The 17827-nt window shown below is 58.0% G+C and carries 15 protein-coding genes; 13 read left to right on the plus strand and 2 right to left on the minus strand.

The annotated features are described in order from the left end of the window. Nucleotides 1-5 precede the first annotated feature (5 nt). The 3 genes from Q669_RS02510 to Q669_RS02520 are packed head-to-tail and all read left to right on the plus strand — an operon-like array spanning nucleotide 6 to nucleotide 3266. Nucleotides 6-404, plus strand: coding sequence for a 6-pyruvoyl trahydropterin synthase family protein (locus Q669_RS02510; protein WP_022991105.1), 399 nt, complete (start codon nucleotides 6-8; stop codon nucleotides 402-404). After that, entirely contained in the window at nucleotides 391-2310 is a 1920-nt protein-coding gene (locus Q669_RS02515; RefSeq protein ID WP_022991106.1) for a glycosyltransferase family 4 protein, read from the plus strand. The genes Q669_RS02510 and Q669_RS02515 overlap by 14 nt, the downstream gene beginning before the upstream one ends. Beyond that, nucleotides 2292-3266 (plus strand): lysylphosphatidylglycerol synthase transmembrane domain-containing protein, encoded by a 975-nt coding sequence (locus tag Q669_RS02520; RefSeq protein ID WP_022991107.1) that lies wholly within the window; start codon nucleotides 2292-2294, stop codon nucleotides 3264-3266. Before Q669_RS02515 ends, Q669_RS02520 begins: the two co-directional genes overlap by 19 nt. Here the strand turns inward: Q669_RS02520 and Q669_RS02525 are convergent, their stop codons facing one another. Continuing rightward, complete coding sequence (locus tag Q669_RS02525; RefSeq protein WP_022991108.1) at nucleotides 3267-4133, minus strand: RibD family protein; 867 nt, start codon at nucleotides 4131-4133, stop codon at nucleotides 3267-3269. It abuts the gene before it with no gap. A gap of 118 nt (nucleotides 4134-4251) precedes the next feature. On the opposite strand from Q669_RS02525, the gene Q669_RS02530 reads away from it, so the two are divergent. Continuing rightward, the gene (locus Q669_RS02530) at nucleotides 4252-4668 is read left to right on the plus strand and encodes a helix-turn-helix domain-containing protein (RefSeq protein WP_022991109.1); all 417 of its coding nucleotides are present in this window, start codon (nucleotides 4252-4254) and stop codon (nucleotides 4666-4668) included. A gap of 16 nt (nucleotides 4669-4684) precedes the next feature. On the opposite strand, the gene galU is transcribed toward Q669_RS02530, so the two are convergent. After that, nucleotides 4685-5521 (minus strand): UTP--glucose-1-phosphate uridylyltransferase GalU, encoded by an 837-nt coding sequence (gene galU, locus Q669_RS02535; protein ID WP_011785155.1) that lies wholly within the window; start codon nucleotides 5519-5521, stop codon nucleotides 4685-4687. A gap of 319 nt (nucleotides 5522-5840) precedes the next feature. On the opposite strand from galU, the gene Q669_RS02540 reads away from it, so the two are divergent. The 9 genes from Q669_RS02540 to prpF all read left to right on the plus strand — a co-directional run bounded on the left by Q669_RS02540 (nucleotide 5841) and on the right by prpF (nucleotide 17819). Further along, a complete protein-coding gene (locus tag Q669_RS02540; RefSeq protein WP_036148485.1) occupies nucleotides 5841-7046 on the plus strand; it encodes a ShlB/FhaC/HecB family hemolysin secretion/activation protein in 1206 nt (401 codons plus the stop codon). Between the two features lie 120 nt (nucleotides 7047-7166). Beyond that, nucleotides 7167-8705: a glucan biosynthesis protein G gene (locus Q669_RS02545; protein WP_022991111.1), complete on the plus strand. Its 1539-nt coding sequence runs from the start codon at nucleotides 7167-7169 to the stop codon at nucleotides 8703-8705. 14 nt (nucleotides 8706-8719) lie between these two features. Further along, nucleotides 8720-8977: a hypothetical protein gene (locus tag Q669_RS02550; RefSeq protein WP_022991112.1), complete on the plus strand. Its 258-nt coding sequence runs from the start codon at nucleotides 8720-8722 to the stop codon at nucleotides 8975-8977. Further along, nucleotides 8970-11075, plus strand: coding sequence for a glucans biosynthesis glucosyltransferase MdoH (gene mdoH / locus Q669_RS02555; protein ID WP_036148488.1), 2106 nt, complete (start codon nucleotides 8970-8972; stop codon nucleotides 11073-11075). The genes Q669_RS02550 and mdoH overlap by 8 nt, the downstream gene beginning before the upstream one ends. A 92-nt stretch (nucleotides 11076-11167) precedes the next feature. Further along, a complete protein-coding gene (locus Q669_RS02560) occupies nucleotides 11168-11848 on the plus strand; it encodes a GntR family transcriptional regulator (RefSeq protein WP_022991114.1) in 681 nt (226 codons plus the stop codon). Between the two features lie 17 nt (nucleotides 11849-11865). Further along, nucleotides 11866-12753, plus strand: a complete 888-nt coding sequence (gene prpB / locus Q669_RS02565; RefSeq protein ID WP_011785149.1) for a methylisocitrate lyase — start codon at nucleotides 11866-11868, stop codon at nucleotides 12751-12753. Between the two features lie 47 nt (nucleotides 12754-12800). After that, nucleotides 12801-13934: a 2-methylcitrate synthase gene (gene prpC / locus Q669_RS02570; RefSeq protein WP_022991115.1), complete on the plus strand. Its 1134-nt coding sequence runs from the start codon at nucleotides 12801-12803 to the stop codon at nucleotides 13932-13934. An 8-nt stretch (nucleotides 13935-13942) separates the two neighbouring features. Further along, a complete protein-coding gene (gene acnD / locus Q669_RS02575) occupies nucleotides 13943-16567 on the plus strand; it encodes a Fe/S-dependent 2-methylisocitrate dehydratase AcnD (protein ID WP_022991116.1) in 2625 nt (874 codons plus the stop codon). A 73-nt stretch (nucleotides 16568-16640) separates the two neighbouring features. Next, nucleotides 16641-17819, plus strand: a complete 1179-nt coding sequence (gene prpF / locus Q669_RS02580) for a 2-methylaconitate cis-trans isomerase PrpF (protein ID WP_036148497.1) — start codon at nucleotides 16641-16643, stop codon at nucleotides 17817-17819. Nucleotides 17820-17827: the final 8 nt, after the last annotated feature.

A 17827-nucleotide genomic window follows, 5' to 3' on the forward strand; every position in this document is an offset into this window, starting at 1 on the left:
AGACTATGTTCAGCCTGACCGTTCGTGATCACATGATGATCGCCCACAGCTTTAACAGTGAGATCTTCGGGCCTGCACAGGGCGTTCACGGCGCAACCTATGTGGTGGATGTTACTTTCGAACGCCACGTACTCGACAACAACGACCTGATTGTCGACATTGGGCAGGCTTCGGCGCTGCTCAAGGACGTGTTGTCGGAATTCAACATGAAGAACCTGGATGATATTCCCCAGTTTGCGGGACGAAACACCACCACAGAGTTCATGGCCAAGGTGGTGTTCGACCGCATGGCGGCGGCCATTCACGCCGGCCGGCTGGGTGAGGACGGTAAAGGCGTGGTCAGCTTGAAAGTGACCCTCAGCGAGTCGCACATCGCGTGGGCCAGCTACCATGCCGGCATCTGAACTCTGGTTCGTGGTGCCGGGAGACCCCGGCCAGAACACCGGCGGTTACCGTTATGTTCGGCGCCTGGTCGAGGCGTTGGTCAAGGCGGGCATTCCGGTAAAGCTGGCCGGGCTGGAGGGAACGTTTCCCAAACCGGATGACTTTGCCCGGCAGTCGCTGGATCGGTTCCTTGCGGGCTTGCCGGACGGAACCCGGGTCGTGCTGGATGGACTGGCGATGAGCGGCCTGCCTGAGGTTTTACAGCGGCACCAGAGCCGGTTGAACCTGATGGCGCTGGTACATCACCCGCTGGCGGATGAGAACGGCCTGAGTGAGCAGGAACAGGCGTGGTTCAAGCATTCGGAAACGACGGCATTGGCCTGTGTCGGCGCCGTTTTTACCACCAGTCACTACACGGCGGAACGGCTGCAGGCATTCGGAGTGACGCCGGCGCGGGTGACCACTGCCTTGCCCGCTGTCGACTACGCTTTTTTTCAGCAGTCGCCCCGGAACAACCGGCGTGATGCCACCAGGGCGATTCACCTGTTGTGTGTCGGTCATCTGTCGCCACGAAAAGCGCAACACCAGTTGATTCAGGCGCTTGCTCAACTCACACATCTGGACTGGCGCCTGAGACTGGTTGGCAGTGCCGGGCGAGCCACGGATTATGCCTCGGGGGTTCGTGCCCTGGTCCGTGAATCCGGGCTGGAAAGCCGTGTTGAGTTTGCTGGTGAGTTGGGAGAAGCAGATGTGCTGAAGGCTTATCAGCAAGCCGATCTGTTTGTGTTTCCCTCGCTCTACGAGGGCTATGGCATGGTCATCGATGAGGCCCTCGCCGCCGGTCTGCCGGTGTTGAGTTCCGACGGTGGCGCGCTGGCTTCGACTGGCGCCAAACCAGGGGTTGAGTTGTATGAGGCAGGCAATGTAGCGGCTCTGGCCACCAGATTGACCCGGCTGATTGCCGAACCGGATGCCGTTGAATCGCTGGTCGCTGGCGCTATGCAGGCCCGGTGCGAGATCCGTCGCTGGTCTGAAACCGCGCAAGATTTCATTGCCGGGTTGGAAAAGGGCAGGCCGCGTAACCCGGTTCAATTTCCCGCGGATTGGCTGGAAGCAAGGGAGCCCGCCGATCACCAGGCCCGTGATGAGGGGCTGACGGCCCGACTCACCGAATGGCTTACCGAACGATATGACTGTCGGGCGTCGGGTAGCAAACCGGGGGCGCCCCTTCATCTTGTGGATCTCGGTACCGGTCGGGGCTCCAATCCTGTCTACCTTTGCCCGAGACTACCGGTACCCCAGCGTTGGACGCTGGTTGAGCCGGACCAAACCCTGGCCGGGGTCGCCCTTCAGCGGGTTGAAAAGCTGGATGCACCGGCTGTGCTGGAAACAATAGTCTTGACGAAGGATAACCTCAGTACGGCGTTGCCCGAAAACGCGGACCTGGTGACGTCTTCGGCCTTGATCGACCTGGTTTCCGAACCCTGGTTGAGCGCCTTGTCTGCAGCGGTGGCCAAACGTCAGGCGGCATTGTTGGTCGTCATCACTTACAGCGGCTTTTTTACTCTGGAACCTGCTCATCCCTTCGATGACACACTGCGCGCTCTGGTCAATGCCCATCAACATCGGGAGAAGGGCAGTGGCGCTGCGCTCGGCCCGGACGCCACGGCCTGTTTGAGCCGTCTGATGTCTGACAAGGGCTATCACATCCAAACGGCAGATAGTCCCTGGGTATTGACGGGTGAGCAGGCCAGCCTCGCCGCTATGTTGCTTGAGGGCTGGGCGGAGGCTGCCACAGAACAGCAGCCGGAACAGGCGAACGATATCCAATCCTGGCTCGAAACCCGTCGGCAACAGCTGGATACCGGCGCCCTCGCCATTACCGTGAGCCATACGGATCTGCTGGCATGGCCGAAGCAGGTCTGAACCCGGAGAGGCCGGTCCCCGGCTTTGGGCGAGGGGTGTTTCGCTGGTGCGTCACCTTGCTGCTCCTGGGGATTGTTTTTGTATTCGTCGACATCGATAGGCTAGCCCAGAGGCTGGCGATGGTTCCGCCAACGATCGTCCTTGCGGTATTGGTGGTCTCGCTGATTCAGATCGCACTGTCGGCCTGGCGCTGGCGGTATACCGCGAACCGGCTCGGTGTAGCCATGGGTTTTGGCTTTGCCTTTCGGGAGTATTACCTGGCCGGGTTTCTGAATCAGGTGCTTCCCGGGGGCGTGATGGGGGACGTAAATCGAGCCTGGCGCCACAGCCGTTCGGCGAAGCGTTTGCAGCAACTGGCGATTGTCCATGCGGTTGTGCTGGAGCGCCTGTCAGGCCAATTGGTGCTGGTACCGGTTGTACTGATTGCGGTGTCCGGGCTTTGGTGGACCGGGCAGTTAAATAGCCAGTTCAGTGACGCAGGCGTATCCCTGAACCTGGTGGGCTATTGGCTGATTCTGCCCGCGTTGGCCGTGCTCGGGGTTTTGCTGGTCTCTATGACGGGGTTCGGGGCCCGGTTCAGGCGTTATGTCCGACGATTACGCGGGGATGTGCGTCGGGCTTTTCTGGGTTGGCGGAATGCCCTGGTGCAGGTTGGTACCTCGGTTCTGGTTTTCCTGACCTATATGGCGGTGTTCATGTTGATGGCCACGGGCATGGACTTGTTTGCCGACGGCACACCCTGGCTGTTGGTCGTGGCCCTGTGCCCGCTACTGTTACTGGCCATGGTGGTCCCGTTAACGGTGTCTGGTTGGGGCGTCAGAGAGGGCGTGGCGGCTATTCTGTGGCCATTGGTAGGGCTGCCGGCAGAGCAGGGCGTGGCGCTGAGTGTTGGCTATGGTGCGGCGGTGTTTCTGGTGAGTCTGCCGGGTGCCCTGGCGCTGTTGTTCCGCCGGTAATCAGGGTTTGGCGGTGTCGAATGCCAGATCAAAAAGCATATCGCTACCAAGATTCACCAACTGGGCTTTTGGGCGAAGCGCCTCATCCAGCTGGTCAATCTCCGGCAGGGAGAACGCAGGCCGGCCGCTGCCGATGATCATGGGGGCAACCATCACGTGTAAGCGGTCCAGTAATCCCGCCTTCAGGAAGGACGAGACGGTAACGCCACCGCCCTCGATAAAAATCTTGCGAAGTCCAAAATCCTGTAACACCTGCAGGATACGTTCGGGAGAAACAGGGGCTTTGTTTTCAACAGAGCCCAGGCAGGGCACGGTGGTAACCCCGGCCGGATCCAGCGATTTGCGGCCTGGCTGATAGTCACCTGCAATCAGATGCAGGGTAGGGGCTTCTCCGTCGGTGAACAGATGGTGGCTGGCCGGCACCCGCTGCCGACGGTCGATCACGACGCGCACCGGGTTGCGGCCAGAGGTTCTGCGCACGGTCAGGCGCGGATTGTCGGTGCTGGCCGTTCCGGCACCGACCACCACGGCGTCACACAGGGCACGGATTCGGTGCAGGTGGGTAATGCCGTCGTCACCGTTGATAAACCGGGAGCAGCCGGTAACCGTGGCGATCCGGCCATCCAGGCTCTGGCCAAGCTGGCCGATCACCCGGCTGTTCCTGCTGACGGGCTGACACAAGGGCAGAAACAGCGACAACAGGTTTCGTGCCTGCTCGGTGGCTGGCTGAATGAGTTCCCAGCTTTTGCCGTTGATCTTCACCGCGGGTTGATCAGAACCGGGCACGGGCAGGGTGATATTGCTCCGGTTGATCGCGCTGAGTACCAGATCCCAGGCGTTATCGGTGTCCAGTGCGTCATTTGCCATGTGGTACCTGCTCGTTCGTTGTTCGTTTCAGTATAGGCAGATTGTGTCCAAAGCTATATGTACGATACATTTCCGGTTTGATTCACTTTTTCGGCCAACTTTTCAGGGGCACGGAGCCATGCGGTACCTGCAATCTTTTAACCGTCGTCTGCGTCGTATTCGGGAGCAGGGCCAGTTGTCCCTGGGGGATGTGGCCGAAATGTGTGGCGTGGACGAGGCCCGTGTCCGCAGCTGGGAGGCGACGGACGCACGCCAGAGAGGGTACCCTGGGGTTAGTGAATTGCTGGATTTTTGCCTGAAAACCGAAACACCGCTGGAACGTCTGCTGGATATGGACGATGACGGTGAAGATGGGCAACTGGAACTGCCGGGGCTGGCGTTCAGCAACAGTGATGATCTGTCAGTGGCGCTGAAAGAGCTTGAGCAGGAGATCAATCGAATCCAGCTCAGTGATGACGAAACCGAGCTGCTGCGCCGGTTCCGCAAGGCAAGTGCAGATAACCAGCGCATGGTGTTGCAGCTATTGGGGCGCTAAAGGGCCCGGGTCGCCTCTATTTTCCCTTCTTGTAGATGTTCTCGTACACGAAGTTGGTGGCCTCCACGAAACCGTCAATGCTGCCGCAGTCAAAACGCTGACCTTTGAACTGGTAGGCCAGCACGCAACCATTCTTCGCCTGCTCCAGCAGGGCATCGGTAATCTGAACCTCACCATTCTTACCCGGCGGTGTACGCTCGATAATGTCGAAGATGTCCGGGGTCAGAATGTAGCGCCCGATAATCGCCAGGTTGCTGGGCGCGTCTTCCGGTGCCGGTTTCTCCACCATGTCGGTAATACGGTAAAGGCCATCCTTCATGGATTCACCCGCAATCACACCGTACTTGTGGGTTTCGTCTTCCGGTACTTCTTCGATGGCCACAATGGAGCAGCGGAACTGGTTATACAGTTTGACCATCTGGGTCAGAACGCCGTCACCATCTTCCGGGCCCACGCAGAAGTCATCCGCGAGCACAACCGCGAACGGGTTGTCGCCTACCAGGTTGCGGCCAGTCAGGATGGCGTGGCCCAGTCCCTTCATTTCATTCTGACGGGTGAAGGCAAAAGAGTTGTTGTTGATCAGATCCCGGATAGAGGTAAGCAGGCCTTCCTTGCCGGTACCGGCAATCTGGTGCTCGAGTTCGTAACTGATATCAAAATGATCTTCGATGGCGCGTTTGCCGCGGCCGGTGACAAAGCCGAATTCATGAATGCCGGCATCTGCGGCTTCCTCCACCCCGTACTGCACCAGTGGCTTGTTAACGATCGGCAGAATTTCCTTGGGCATGGCCTTGGTGGCCGGAAGGAAACGGGTGCCGTATCCGGCAACCGGGAAGAGGCACTTTTTGATCATGATTGTTCGTCCTTAATCAGGTGGTTTACCGCTTTGTTTACCCACAAAGCGTGCCAAGTGTAACCAAGTTGTATGCCGAGTTGGAGGGTTTCATTTCCGAGTGTTGATTTCTGGTAATTCTGTCGACTGGTTCCGATCTGTCCGGGGTGACTGAAATGCCTAGAAAATTGTTTCACTCCCGCTTTTAACTACATGATTTTACGTAACATTAAATTTGTAAATTTATGATGATAATGGTGGCCTGAGAGCGGCCTATCTTTTAAAGTTGCACCGAATTAATGGGTTTACATGAAATTGACATTGCTTCGGGTTTTCCAGAGTGCCGCCATTGATCTTCAAACTGCCTGTTCGTCACTTCTCATTGTCTGCACTGTTTTTGTGCGCGACAGCGAGCTGGTGTCTGCCAGCCTACGGTTCAGAGACGGCGCTCGATGGTGATACCCCGGAAACCAGCCGGCAGGCGTTGCTTCCCGAGAACAGTCTGAAGCTGACCCGTGAACACTGGCTGCGCTCCAAGATGAAGTTTTCCGGGCGCACCAACCGGGACACCGATCATCGGGATGGGGCGCTGAACGTGGGCCTGAATGGTCTTTTCTGGGCGAATCATCGTGCCGGCGTCCGCTACAGTGACGCCAAGACCTATCGGGTGGGCAATGAGCGCCGAGTACTCGGCTTCAGTTATGGCCTTCCGGTAGGGCGTAACCATCTGGATATTGAACTCCGGAATACCGCTTATGAAGAGGTGTCCAGGGCAGACGGTTCCCGTTTTCAGAAAGAAGGGCGCACCCGGGATCTCACTATCACCGGCAGGCGGGCCCTGTTCTCTACGTTCGGCTATCAGTTCCTCGGCCGTGCCGGATACTCTTCCGTAAACCAGTACTGGACCCGAAGAACGGATGAAGTGCATCGTTCCAGTTACCAGTTATCGACTGTGGGGTTTGAGGCGAACGGACATCACAATCTGTACGGTGGTTTTGACCTGAGCAGCGGACTGCGCGCGGTCACGGGTATTGAGGCCGAGATAGAGCGTGCGACCGATTCGGAACAGGGGCGGCGTGAAGAGCAGTTTGGGCGCATGGTTCTCAGTGCATCGCTTGACCGAGAGTTACTGGCCTGGCACTGGGGACTGGACGGGGAATACCAGTTGGCGTCTGCCGATATTCCGGGTTCTCAGCACCTGAGGGTCGCCGGGTCTGGACTGGTGGCGGGTTTCAATGGCCAGTCACTTAGCGTAGCCGAAGGTGGGTGGCTGCGCCTGGGTAGCCGTAGCCCGGAATTCGATGTTCCGTTCTTTCCCCGGTTTTCGTCGAGTGTTCGTCTTTCTGTTCTGCGCGGCTGGATTCCCGATGAGTCATTTCAGCAGCATCAGGCGGGGCATGTGACGTCGGGAGAGCTCTCATGGGGGCTATCTGCGCGGCAGTTCAGCGCCGATGTCAGCCTGGGGCGGGTGCTGAACACAACCACAGATGCCATAACCGTACCTGATCAACCGGATGTCCGCTTTACCATGAGCTTGCAGATCTGAAGCTGCTCTGTCTCACGTCGTTTCATTTGATTTCGATTCGCTTACGAACTTGTCACTTGTAGCAGCCCTCGGGCGCGGTGCTACATTGAATGGACAAACCGTGAACCGAGGAAGGAAACGATGCACGCAGGGAAAGTAGGTCTGGTGGTTCTGGGATTGTTCTTGTTTGCTCCCCTTTATGCCCAGGCGTTCCAGTTTCAGGATGTTGTGGAAAAAGCGAAATCGAAGGCGAGTGCGGCGTACGAGCCGGTCCCTGGAATTCCCGACTTCATGGCAGGCCTGAGCTACGACGAATACCAGTCTATCCGCTTTGATCCTTCAAAAAGCCTCTGGCGAGAAGGGAATTCCCGTTTCCAGGTAATGCTCATTCCCGCTGGTAAATTTTACACCCGTCCAGTAAGCATCCACGTAGTGGACAGCGAGGGCGTCCATCCACTGTCGTTCGATAAGAGTCTGTTCAATGTCGACGACGAGGCGCTCAGAAAACGGGTGCCGGCCGATCTCGGGTACGCCGGGCTCAAGTTGACGTTCCCTTTTGATGGTCCCGACGTAGCCAATCAGTTCCTGGTGTTCGCGGGCGCAAGCTATTTTCGCGGCGTCAGTAAGGAAACCTCCTTCGGGCTATCTGCGCGGGGTATCGCTGTAGACACGGGTTTGCCGACCGGTGAGGAGTTTCCTGATTTCACGGAGTTCTGGTTGGAGCGCCCCGCTCCCGACAGCGACCATGTTCGTGTCTACGCATTGTTGGATGGTCCAAGCCTGACCGGGGCCTATGAGTTCACGGTCTACCCCGGGGAGCAGACCCGGGTAGATGTGAAAGCCCGCCTGTTTATGCGGGAAGACATCGAGTTGCTGGGGCTCGCACCACTCACTTCGATGTTCTATTACGGGGAACATACTCCCAGGCCGCTTGGTGAGTGGCGCCCCCAGGTGCACGATTCGGACGGATTGTTAATCCATGATGATGCTACCGGCGAGTGGCTATGGCGCCCCCTGATGAACCCGGATCGACTTGCCGCAAGTTTCCACAGTGTCCGTCGTGTTGGCGGCTTTGGTCTGATTCAGCGTGATCGGGAGTTTCGTCACTACGAAGATCTGGAGGCCCGATATGAGCGCAGGCCCAGCGCCTGGGTGAGCGCCGAGGGGGACTGGGGGAAAGGAAATGTGGTTCTGGTGGAGATACCTACGGACGACGAGACCAATGACAATATTGTTGCGTTCTGGAGTCCGGGAGGTGAAGTGTCTGCAGGCACGTCACGGGATCTGAACTACTCGATTCAGTTCGGCGGTCCCGGCGTGGCGCCACATCCTGGCGGAAAAGTGGTAAACACCTTCGTCGGCGCAGGGGATCGTATAGGCGGCGGTGATCAGGCCGGTGCCTATCGGATCCTGGTGGATTTTGCTGGCGGTCCCTTGTCGGAGCTCAACGCGGAGTCTCCCGTAGTCAGCAAAGTGACCGGGGGCGAGGGTGTTGAGGTGCTTGAACACTTTGTCGAGTGGGTAGCGCCAGAGAATCATTGGCGATTGTCGATCCTGGCCAAGCCCGCGCCGGATCAGATACTTCAGCTGCGGGGTTTTCTGATGGTGGATGATGAGGTCGCCACGGAGACGTGGAGCTATTCCTTGCCGCCCGGGACAGGCCTGCGGGCAGAACCCTGATCCTGGAGGATCGTATGGACGCGCAAACCTCTTACCAGTTGCTGGGAAAGCTGTTGGTGTACCTTGAATTGAGTGGCGCCAGTAACGACCGAAAAACGTTCAATGGCGCACTGGCCTTACTCGCGGACGGCGTCGCTGGAAACGAACACAGCGTTCGGTTTGAGGACCTTTTGGCCCGCATTCCTGACTACTTCGAGTTGGATGAGCCAAGTCTTCCGCCGGTAGCACCGCCGATTCGCCGCAGCAGTATCGGGTATTTCACCGATGACTGAGTCAGCGACTGTGTCCCGCCCCTGGCACCTGCAGGCGACGATCCGACGCCTGGTGCTGACTGCGTTTGTGGCTGGCCAGACGGGGCTGGCATCCTGGTTTCTGCTCCAGGTGCTGCCTTATCACGGCGGCAACGTGGTGGAGTGGCTGATCGTTGCTGTTTTCGCGGTACTTTACCTTTGGATTGCCTTTGGCTTCTGGATCGCGGTATACGGTTTCCTGCTGCGCTTGCTGGGCGGAGATCGGGCATCGTTACTGAAGCGCCATACTCAGAATGAGCTGGCGGCAACGCCGCTGTCGAAAACCGCAATTGTCATGCCGTTGTATCACGAGCCGGTAAGCTGGACGCTGAAGGGGCTCAAAGCCATTTACCTCGATCTGGCGCGATCAGGCCGCCTGGATGATTTTGATTTTTATATTCTCTCAGACAGTCAGGATCCTGATGTCTGGCTGCAAGAACAGCAGGTCTGGTTGAAACTGGTGGAAGAGCTCGGCGCTCAGGGTCGACTCTTCTATCGCCGGCGTCGGGTTAATCTCAACTACAAAAGCGGCAACGTGGCTGATTTCTTGAGGCGCTGGGGAAGTCAGTATCAGTATATGGTCGTTCTGGATGCCGATAGCCTCCTCGCCGGTGAGACTATTCGGACCATGGTGCAGGTGATGAACCGGGAACCGCAGGTTGGTATCCTTCAGACTGCTCCTACCATTATTAACGCCCGCTCTGCGTTTGCTCGTATCCAACAGTTTGCCAATCGGCTTTACTCGCCGCTTTTCGCCACGGGCCTGGCTGCCATCCAGATGGGGGATGCTGCATTCTGGGGCCACAACGCTGTGATACGCGTTGCTCCATTTATGGCGCATTGTGGTTTGCCAAAGCTCAAAGGCGCTGGTATCTGGCAAGGGCCGATCATGAGCCATGATTTCGTAGAGGCGGCGTTTCTGGGGAGAGCAGGGTATGAAGTCTGGCTGGAACCGGCTTTGGGGGCCAGTTATGAAGAATCTCCGCCCACGCTTGATGACGAACTTGCCCGAGATCAGCGCTGGTCGAAAGGGAATCTGCAGCACGCAGCGCTGATGCTATTCTCGCCTCGATTGCGCCTGGCACATCGTTTTGCTTTTTTGAATGGCATCATGGCGTACGCGTCGTCACCGTTGTGGTTGTTGTTCCTGGTCCTGACAACGATTGCTGCTGTGCAACTGACCATCGCGCCTATCGATTATTTTCCGGACGGGCGTGAGAGCCCCTTTCCTTTATGGCCAGAATGGCGGCCGACATGGGCCATTACCCTGGTCGTCAGCACCATGGCGCTATTGTTTTTGCCGAAGTTTCTGGCAATTGTTGACGTCGTCGTCCATCGTGCTCTGAGTGGATTTGGCGGCTTTTTCAGGTTGTTGTCGAGCGTGTTGCTTGAAATCGTCGTCTCAGTGTTGCTTGCCCCCATCCGGATGCTTGCCCACAGTCATTCCGTTGTTTCGGCCCTGTTAAACGTTCGGCTGAGTTGGGCAGGCCAGAATCGTACCGAGGAGACCGGTTGGCGGGAGGCTGCTGTGCGACATCTGCCCGGACTTATCATCGGTAGTGCCTGGTCGGCCTTTGCCTGGACCCTGGACCCGATGTTCTTTTTATGGTCATTACCCGTGTCTGTCCCTCTGGCACTGGCAGCGCCAACAACGGTTTGGTTGAGCCGGTCAAGCAGCGGTGAGTCCCTGAGTCGCAGGGGCTTATTGTTAACACCTGAGGAGCGAACCCGTATGCCGATGCTTGATGATGCACGGGGCTTTCGAGAGGAGGCAGAGAGTGAGGTTGCTCTCACACCGGTGGAACAGGCGGTACTGATCCCTGCGGTCAATCGGCTGCACCGCCACCTTGCCGGGCGCAGCGCCAAGGGCCTGAAGAAAGAAGTCATTGAGGGTGAGCTGGATGTCTGTGTCAGCCGAGGCTACCGGGGAATCGAAAAGGGCCGGCTTTCGCTTTTGCTGGAAGACCCGCAGGCACTGATAGTCCTGCATCGGCGAGCCTGGAGTGCGCCCCCGAACACATTCTGGGGGCGACGTGTTCGCAATCTCGTACTGCACGCGCAAGGTTTGCAGGATCTGTAAACAATCATACTTAAGCCTAACTCACAATTGTTGACAATCAGGGGATGCAGGCGTAGTTTCACGATAAATATCCTCTGGATTGTTAACAAAGCATGATTCAGGCACAGCTGCAAACCCAAACCCGCGCCGATGAGGCCTTTGATTGTCTGCAAACGGCGATTGTTAAGGGCGATCTGGCGCCGGGCGAAAAAATCGGCGAAGTCGAGCTCTGTTCCCGCTTTAACCTTACCCGAGGCCCGCTGCGTGAAGCGTTGGGCCGCCTTGAATCCCGTGGATTATTGGTCAGGCGCCCTCACGCCGGCGTGAAGGTGGTTTCCGTTAGTGCCGCAGAGCTTCTGGAGTTGTACCGAATCCGTGAAGTCATGGAGGGGCTGGCAGCCCGGCAGGCAGCTGAACGCATGCCCGATGAAGAAATCCGTGATCTCCTGGCCACGCTCGATAGTCACGAAAAAATGATTGAGGAAGCTCAGGGCCAGGCCTACTACCAGGCCGAGGGTGACTACGATTTCCACCACCGAATTGCCACCGGCAGTCGCAATACCAAACTGGCCCAGATGCTCCTGGGCGATCTTTACTACATGGTGCGGATGTACCGTTACCGGTTAAGCACCTCGGCCGGGCGCCCCCATCTGGCGCTGGGTGAACACCGCCGTATCGTCGAGGCCATTGCCCAGCGCGATGGCGAACTCGCCGAATTCCTGATGAAACGACACATTAATGCAGCACGCCAGAACATCGAGAAGAAAATCGAAGAAGGCGTTCTCACCATCTGATAAGAGAGGAAATTCCCATGGCTAACAAACTCTCCCCGGGCGCCCGTTTTCGTAAGGCCCTGAAAGAAAACCAGCCACTGCAGATTGTTGGTACCATCAACGCCTACGCGGCCATGATGGCCGAGCGGGTAGGGCACCAGGCCATTTATCTGTCTGGTGGTGGTGTAGCGAACGCCTCCTATGGCCTGCCGGATCTGGGCATGACCACCATGAATGACGTGGTGGAAGACGTGCGCCGGATTACCGCCGCGGTTGATGTTCCGCTGCTGGTCGATATCGATACTGGTTGGGGCGGGGCGTTTAACATTGCCCGTACCATTCGGGAGATGGAGCGTGCCGGCGCCGCTGCCGTACACATTGAAGACCAGGTCGCCCAGAAGCGCTGCGGCCACCGCCCGAACAAGGAAATCGTTTCCAAAGAGGAAATGGTAGACCGCATTAAAGCCGCAGCCGATGCTCGTGAAGACAAAGACTTCTTCATCATGGCCCGTACCGATGCGTTTCAGAAGGAAGGTCTGGACGCGGCGATTGACCGTGCCAAAGCCTGTATCGAAGCCGGTGCCGATGGCATCTTTGCGGAAGCCGTGCACGAACTGAGCGATTACAAGGCGTTCGCCGAGGCGATCGATGCGCCGATTCTGGCCAACATTACGGAATTCGGGGCCACGCCGCTGTACAACCGTAAAGAACTGGCAGACGCTGGCGCCGCGATGGTGCTGTACCCGTTGAGCGCCTTCCGTGCCATGAACAAGGCAGCGTTGACGGTATACCAGAACATTCTGGAAAAAGGTGACCAGAAAGACGTGGTTGACCTGATGCAGACCCGTATGGAGCTGTACGATTTCCTCAACTACCACGATTTCGAGCAGAAGCTGGACCAGCTGTTCGCTCAGAAAAAAGACTGATTGCGTTAAACTGAACAAAATATAAACAGAGAATCTGGGAGACCAACATGGCTGAAGCAAAGAAACTCGGTGGCGCTGGCCTGCGTGGCCAGGTAGCTGGTGAAACCGCCCTGTGCACCGTTGGCAAAACCGGTACCGGCCTGACCTACCGCGGATACGACATTACTGATCTGGCTGACAACGCCCAGTTCGAAGAAGTGGCTTACCTGCTGCTGCGAGGCAAACTGCCGAACCAGGCTGAGCTGGATGCCTACAAAACCAAGCTCAAGAGCCTGCGCAGCCTGCCGGAAGCCCTGAAGCTGGTGCTGGAGCAGATCCCCAAGGACGCGCATCCGATGGATGTGATGCGTACCGGTTGCTCCATGCTCGGTAACCTGGAAACCGAACAGGATTTCAGCGAGCAGGACGACAAGATCGACCGCATGCTGGCGGTGTTCCCGGCCATCATCACTTACTGGTACCGCTTTGCCCACGAAGGCATTCGCATTGATACCGCCAATACCGAATGCGATTCCATTGGTGGCGTGTTCCTGGAGCTCCTGCATGGCAAGAAGCCCAGCGAGCTGCATGAGCGGGTGATGAACGTCTCCCTGATTCTGTACGCGGAGCACGAGTTCAACGCCTCCACCTTCACGGCCCGTGTATGCGCCTCCACGTTGTCTGACATCCACAGCTGCGTGACCGGTGCTATCGGCTCCCTGCGCGGCCCGCTGCACGGCGGCGCCAACGAAGCGGCGATGGAACTGATTCAGAAGTTCAAGACCCCGGAAGAGGCCGAAGCCGGCCTGATGGGCATGCTGGAACGAAAAGAGAAGATCATGGGCTTCGGACACGCCATCTACAGCGAATCCGACCCGCGCAATGCCATTATCAAAAAGTGGTCTGAAAAGCTGGCCAAAGAAGTCGGTGATACCGTGCTGTACCCGGTTTCCGTCCGCTGTGAAGAAGTCATGTGGCGCGAGAAGAAGCTGTTCTGTAACGCCGACTTCTTCCACGCCTCGGCCTATCACTTCATGGGCATTCCGACCGAGTTGTTCACGCCCATCTTCGTGATGTCCCGGGTATCCGGCTGGACCGCCCACGTGAAAGAGCAACGCGCCAACAACCGAATTATCCGCCCGAGCGCTGAGTACACAGGCCCTGAACACCAGGACTGGTTGCCCATCGACAAGCGGAGCTGAGAGAGACTATGAATACCCAATACCGTAAAGCCCTGCCGGGCACGGAACTGAAATACTACGATACGCGCCAGGCGGTGGAAGACATCCAGCCGGGCGCTTACGCCAAGCTGCCTTATACCTCCAAGATTCTGGCGGAGCAGCTGGTGCGCCGTTGTGATGCGGAATCGCTGACCGATTCCCTCAAGCAGCTGATTGAGCGTCGCCGCGACCTGGATTTCCCCTGGTACCCGGCGCGGGTGGTTTGCCATGACATCCTGGGCCAGACCGCCCTGGTGGACCTGGCCGGCCTGCGCGATGCTATTGCCGAGAAGGGCGGTGATCCCTCCAAGGTCAACCCGGTGGTTCAGACCCAGTTGATTGTTGACCATTCCCTGGCCGTGGAAGCCCCGGGTTTTGACCCGGATGCCTTCGAGAAGAACCGCGCCATTGAAGACCGTCGTAACGAAGACCGTTTTCACTTCATTAACTGGACCCGCACCGCGTTCAAGAATGTGGACGTGATTCCGGCTGGTAACGGCATCATGCACCAGATCAATCTGGAAAAGATGTCGCCAGTGATTCAGAACCGCCCGGATGAAGACGGTCACCCGATTGCCTTCCCGGATACCTGTGTGGGTACCGACAGCCATACGCCGCACATTGATGCGTTGGGTGTTATCGCCGTAGGCGTGGGTGGTCTGGAAGCGGAAACTGTGATGCTGGGCCGCCCGTCCATGATGCGTCTGCCGGATATCGTGGGTGTGAAGCTGACTGGCAAGCGCCAGCCGGGCATCACCGCCACCGATATTGTTCTGGCGATTACCGAGTTCCTGCGTAAGGAGCGTGTGGTCGGTGCCTACCTGGAATTCTTCGGCGAAGGTGCGTCGAGCCTGACCATCGGCGACCGGGCCACCATTTCCAACATGACCCCGGAATACGGTGCTACGGCCGCGATGTTCTACATCGACGAGCAGACCATTGATTACCTGAAGCTGACCGGCCGTGAGCCAGAGCAGGTAGACCTTGTTGAGAAGTACGCCAGGGAAACCGGCCTGTGGGCCAGCGAGATGACCGAGGCCCAGTACGAGCGCGTGCTGGAGTTCGATCTGTCTACCGTGGTTCGTAATGTGGCCGGCCCGTCCAACCCGCACCGCCGTGTCGCTACGTCCGATCTGCACGATCGTGGCATTGCCGTGAATCTGGACAAGGCACTGGAAGAAGAGAAAAAGGGCCTGATGCCCGATGGCGCGGTGATTATTGCTGCCATCACCTCCTGCACCAACACCTCGAACCCTCGCAACGTGGTGGCGGCTGGCCTGTTGGCCAAGAAAGCCAACGAGCTGGGGCTGGTGCGTAAGCCGTGGGTGAAATCTTCCTTTGCGCCGGGCTCCAAGGTTGCGCGCCTGTACCTGGAAGAAGCCGGCCTGCTGCCGGAACTGGAAAAGCTGGGCTTCGGTATCGTGGCCTATGCCTGCACCACCTGTAACGGCATGTCTGGCGCCCTGGACCCGAAAATCCAGCAGGAAATCATCGACCGGGACCTGTATTCCACCGCCGTTCTCTCCGGTAACCGGAACTTCGACGGCCGGATTCATCCGTACGCGAAACAGGCCTTCCTGGCGTCACCTCCGCTGGTCGTCGCCTATGCCATCGCCGGTACCGTTCGGTTCGATATCGAACAGGACGCCCTGGGTTACGACAAGGATGGCAATCCGGTCACCCTGAAAGACCTGTGGCCGTCCGATGAAGAAATCGACCGCATTGTCGGGGAATACGTGAAGCCGGAGCAGTTCAAGCAGGTGTACATCCCGATGTTCAACCTGGATGAAGCCGAGCAGGCCAAGAGCCCGCTGTACGAGTGGCGCCCGCAGTCCACATATATCCGTCGCCCGCCATACTGGGAAGGCACCATGGCCGCCGAGCGCGCGCTCAAGGGTATGCGCCCGCTGGCGATTCTGCCGGACAACATCACCACAGACCACCTGTCGCCGTCCAACGCCATCATGATGGACTCCGCAGCCGGTGAATACCTGCACAAGATGGGCCTGCCGGAGGAAGACTTCAACTCCTACGCCACCCACCGTGGCGACCACCTGACCGCCCAGCGCGCGACCCTCGCCAACCCGAAACTGTTTAACGAAATGGTTCGGGATGAAAACGGTGAAGTGGTGCAGGGTTCCCTGGCCCGGGTGGAGCCGGAAGGCAAAACCATGCGTATGTGGGAAGCCATTGAAACCTATATGGAGCGCAAGCAGCCGCTGATCATCATTGCCGGTGCAGACTACGGGCAGGGTTCTTCCCGTGACTGGGCTGCCAAGGGTGTTGCCCTTGCGGGTGTAGAGACCATCGTCGCTGAAGGCTTCGAGCGGATTCACCGCACCAACCTGATTGGTATGGGTGTGATGCCGCTGCAGTTTGAGGAAGGCACCACGCGCCACACACTTCAGCTGGACGGTACCGAAACCTACGACGTGGAAGGCAAACCCGCGCCGGGCGCCAAGCTCGAGCTGGTGATTCACCGCAAAACCGGTGAAGTAGACCGGGTGCCGGTGATCTGCCGCCTGGATACCGCGGAAGAAGTCACTGTGTACTCTGCCGGTGGCGTACTGCAGCGTTTCGCTCAGGATTTCCTGGCGTCTGAAAGCGCAGCCTGATCGCCTTGGCAAGGTCAGGCGGGAGCTGTTCCCGGCTCCCGCCTGAAACATTCATTCAAGTGAGGCTCGCTCAATGAGTTTTGCTCCCCAAGTTCGTATTCCTGCTACCTACATGCGTGGCGGTACCAGTAAAGGTGTGTTCTTCCGGCTGCAAGATCTGCCTGAAGCCTGCCAGGTACCCGGTGAGGCGCGAGACAAGCTTTTGCTGCGCGTAATTGGTAGCCCCGATCCCTACGAAAAGCAGATCGATGGCCTGGGCAATGCCACCTCCAGCACCAGTAAATCGGTGATCCTGGCAGCGCCCACGCAACCGGACCACGACGTCGATTATCTGTTTGGCCAGGTGTCCATCGACAAACCCTTTGTCGACTGGAGTGGCAACTGCGGCAATCTCACCGCCGCCGTAGGCGCGTTTGCCATCAACGGCGGCTTTGTTGCCAAAGAGCGTATTCCTGAAAACGGCATCTGTACCGTTCGTATCTGGCAGGCCAACATCCGCAAAACCATCGTGGCCCACGTGCCTATCACCAACGGTGAAGTGCAGGAAACCGGTGATTTTGAACTGGATGGCGTAACTTTCCCGGCTGCGGAAGTGCAGATCGAGTTTATGGACCCGGCCGATGGTGAAGGGGCCATGTTCCCCACCGGAAACCTGGTGGATGAGCTTGAAGTGCCGGGTGTCGGCACCCTGAAAGCCACCATGATCAATGCCGGTATCCCGACCATTTTCATCAATGCCGAAGACATCGGCTACAAGGGCACCGAGCTGCAGAACGACATCAACAGCGACCCCAAAGCCCTGGCCATGTTTGAAACCATTCGCGCCCATGGCGCGGTGAAAATGGGCCTGATCTCTGATATCGCGGAAGCTGCCAATCGCCAGCACACGCCGAAAGTGGCGTTTGTGGCCAAACCTTCGGATTATGTGTCTTCCAGCGGTAAGCAGATCAATGCGGCCGATATTGATGTACTGGTTCGGGCGCTGTCCATGGGCAAGCTGCACCACGCCATGATGGGTACGGCTGCGGTGGCTATTGCAACGGCCTCTGCTATTCCCGGCACGCTGGTTAATCTGGCGGCCGGCGGCGGCGATCGTACCCATGTAACCTTTGGTCATCCGTCCGGAACCCTTCGGGTAGGCGCCGAAGCGAAGGAAGTAAATGGTCAATGGACAGCCACCAAGGCCATCATGAGCCGCAGTGCGCGGATTATCATGGAAGGTTGGGTGAGGGTACCTGGCGACAGCTTCTGATGGCTCCT

It is taken from the genome of Marinobacter sp. C1S70 (assembly GCF_000475355.1).
Classification (GTDB): domain Bacteria; phylum Pseudomonadota; class Gammaproteobacteria; order Pseudomonadales; family Oleiphilaceae; genus Marinobacter; species Marinobacter nauticus.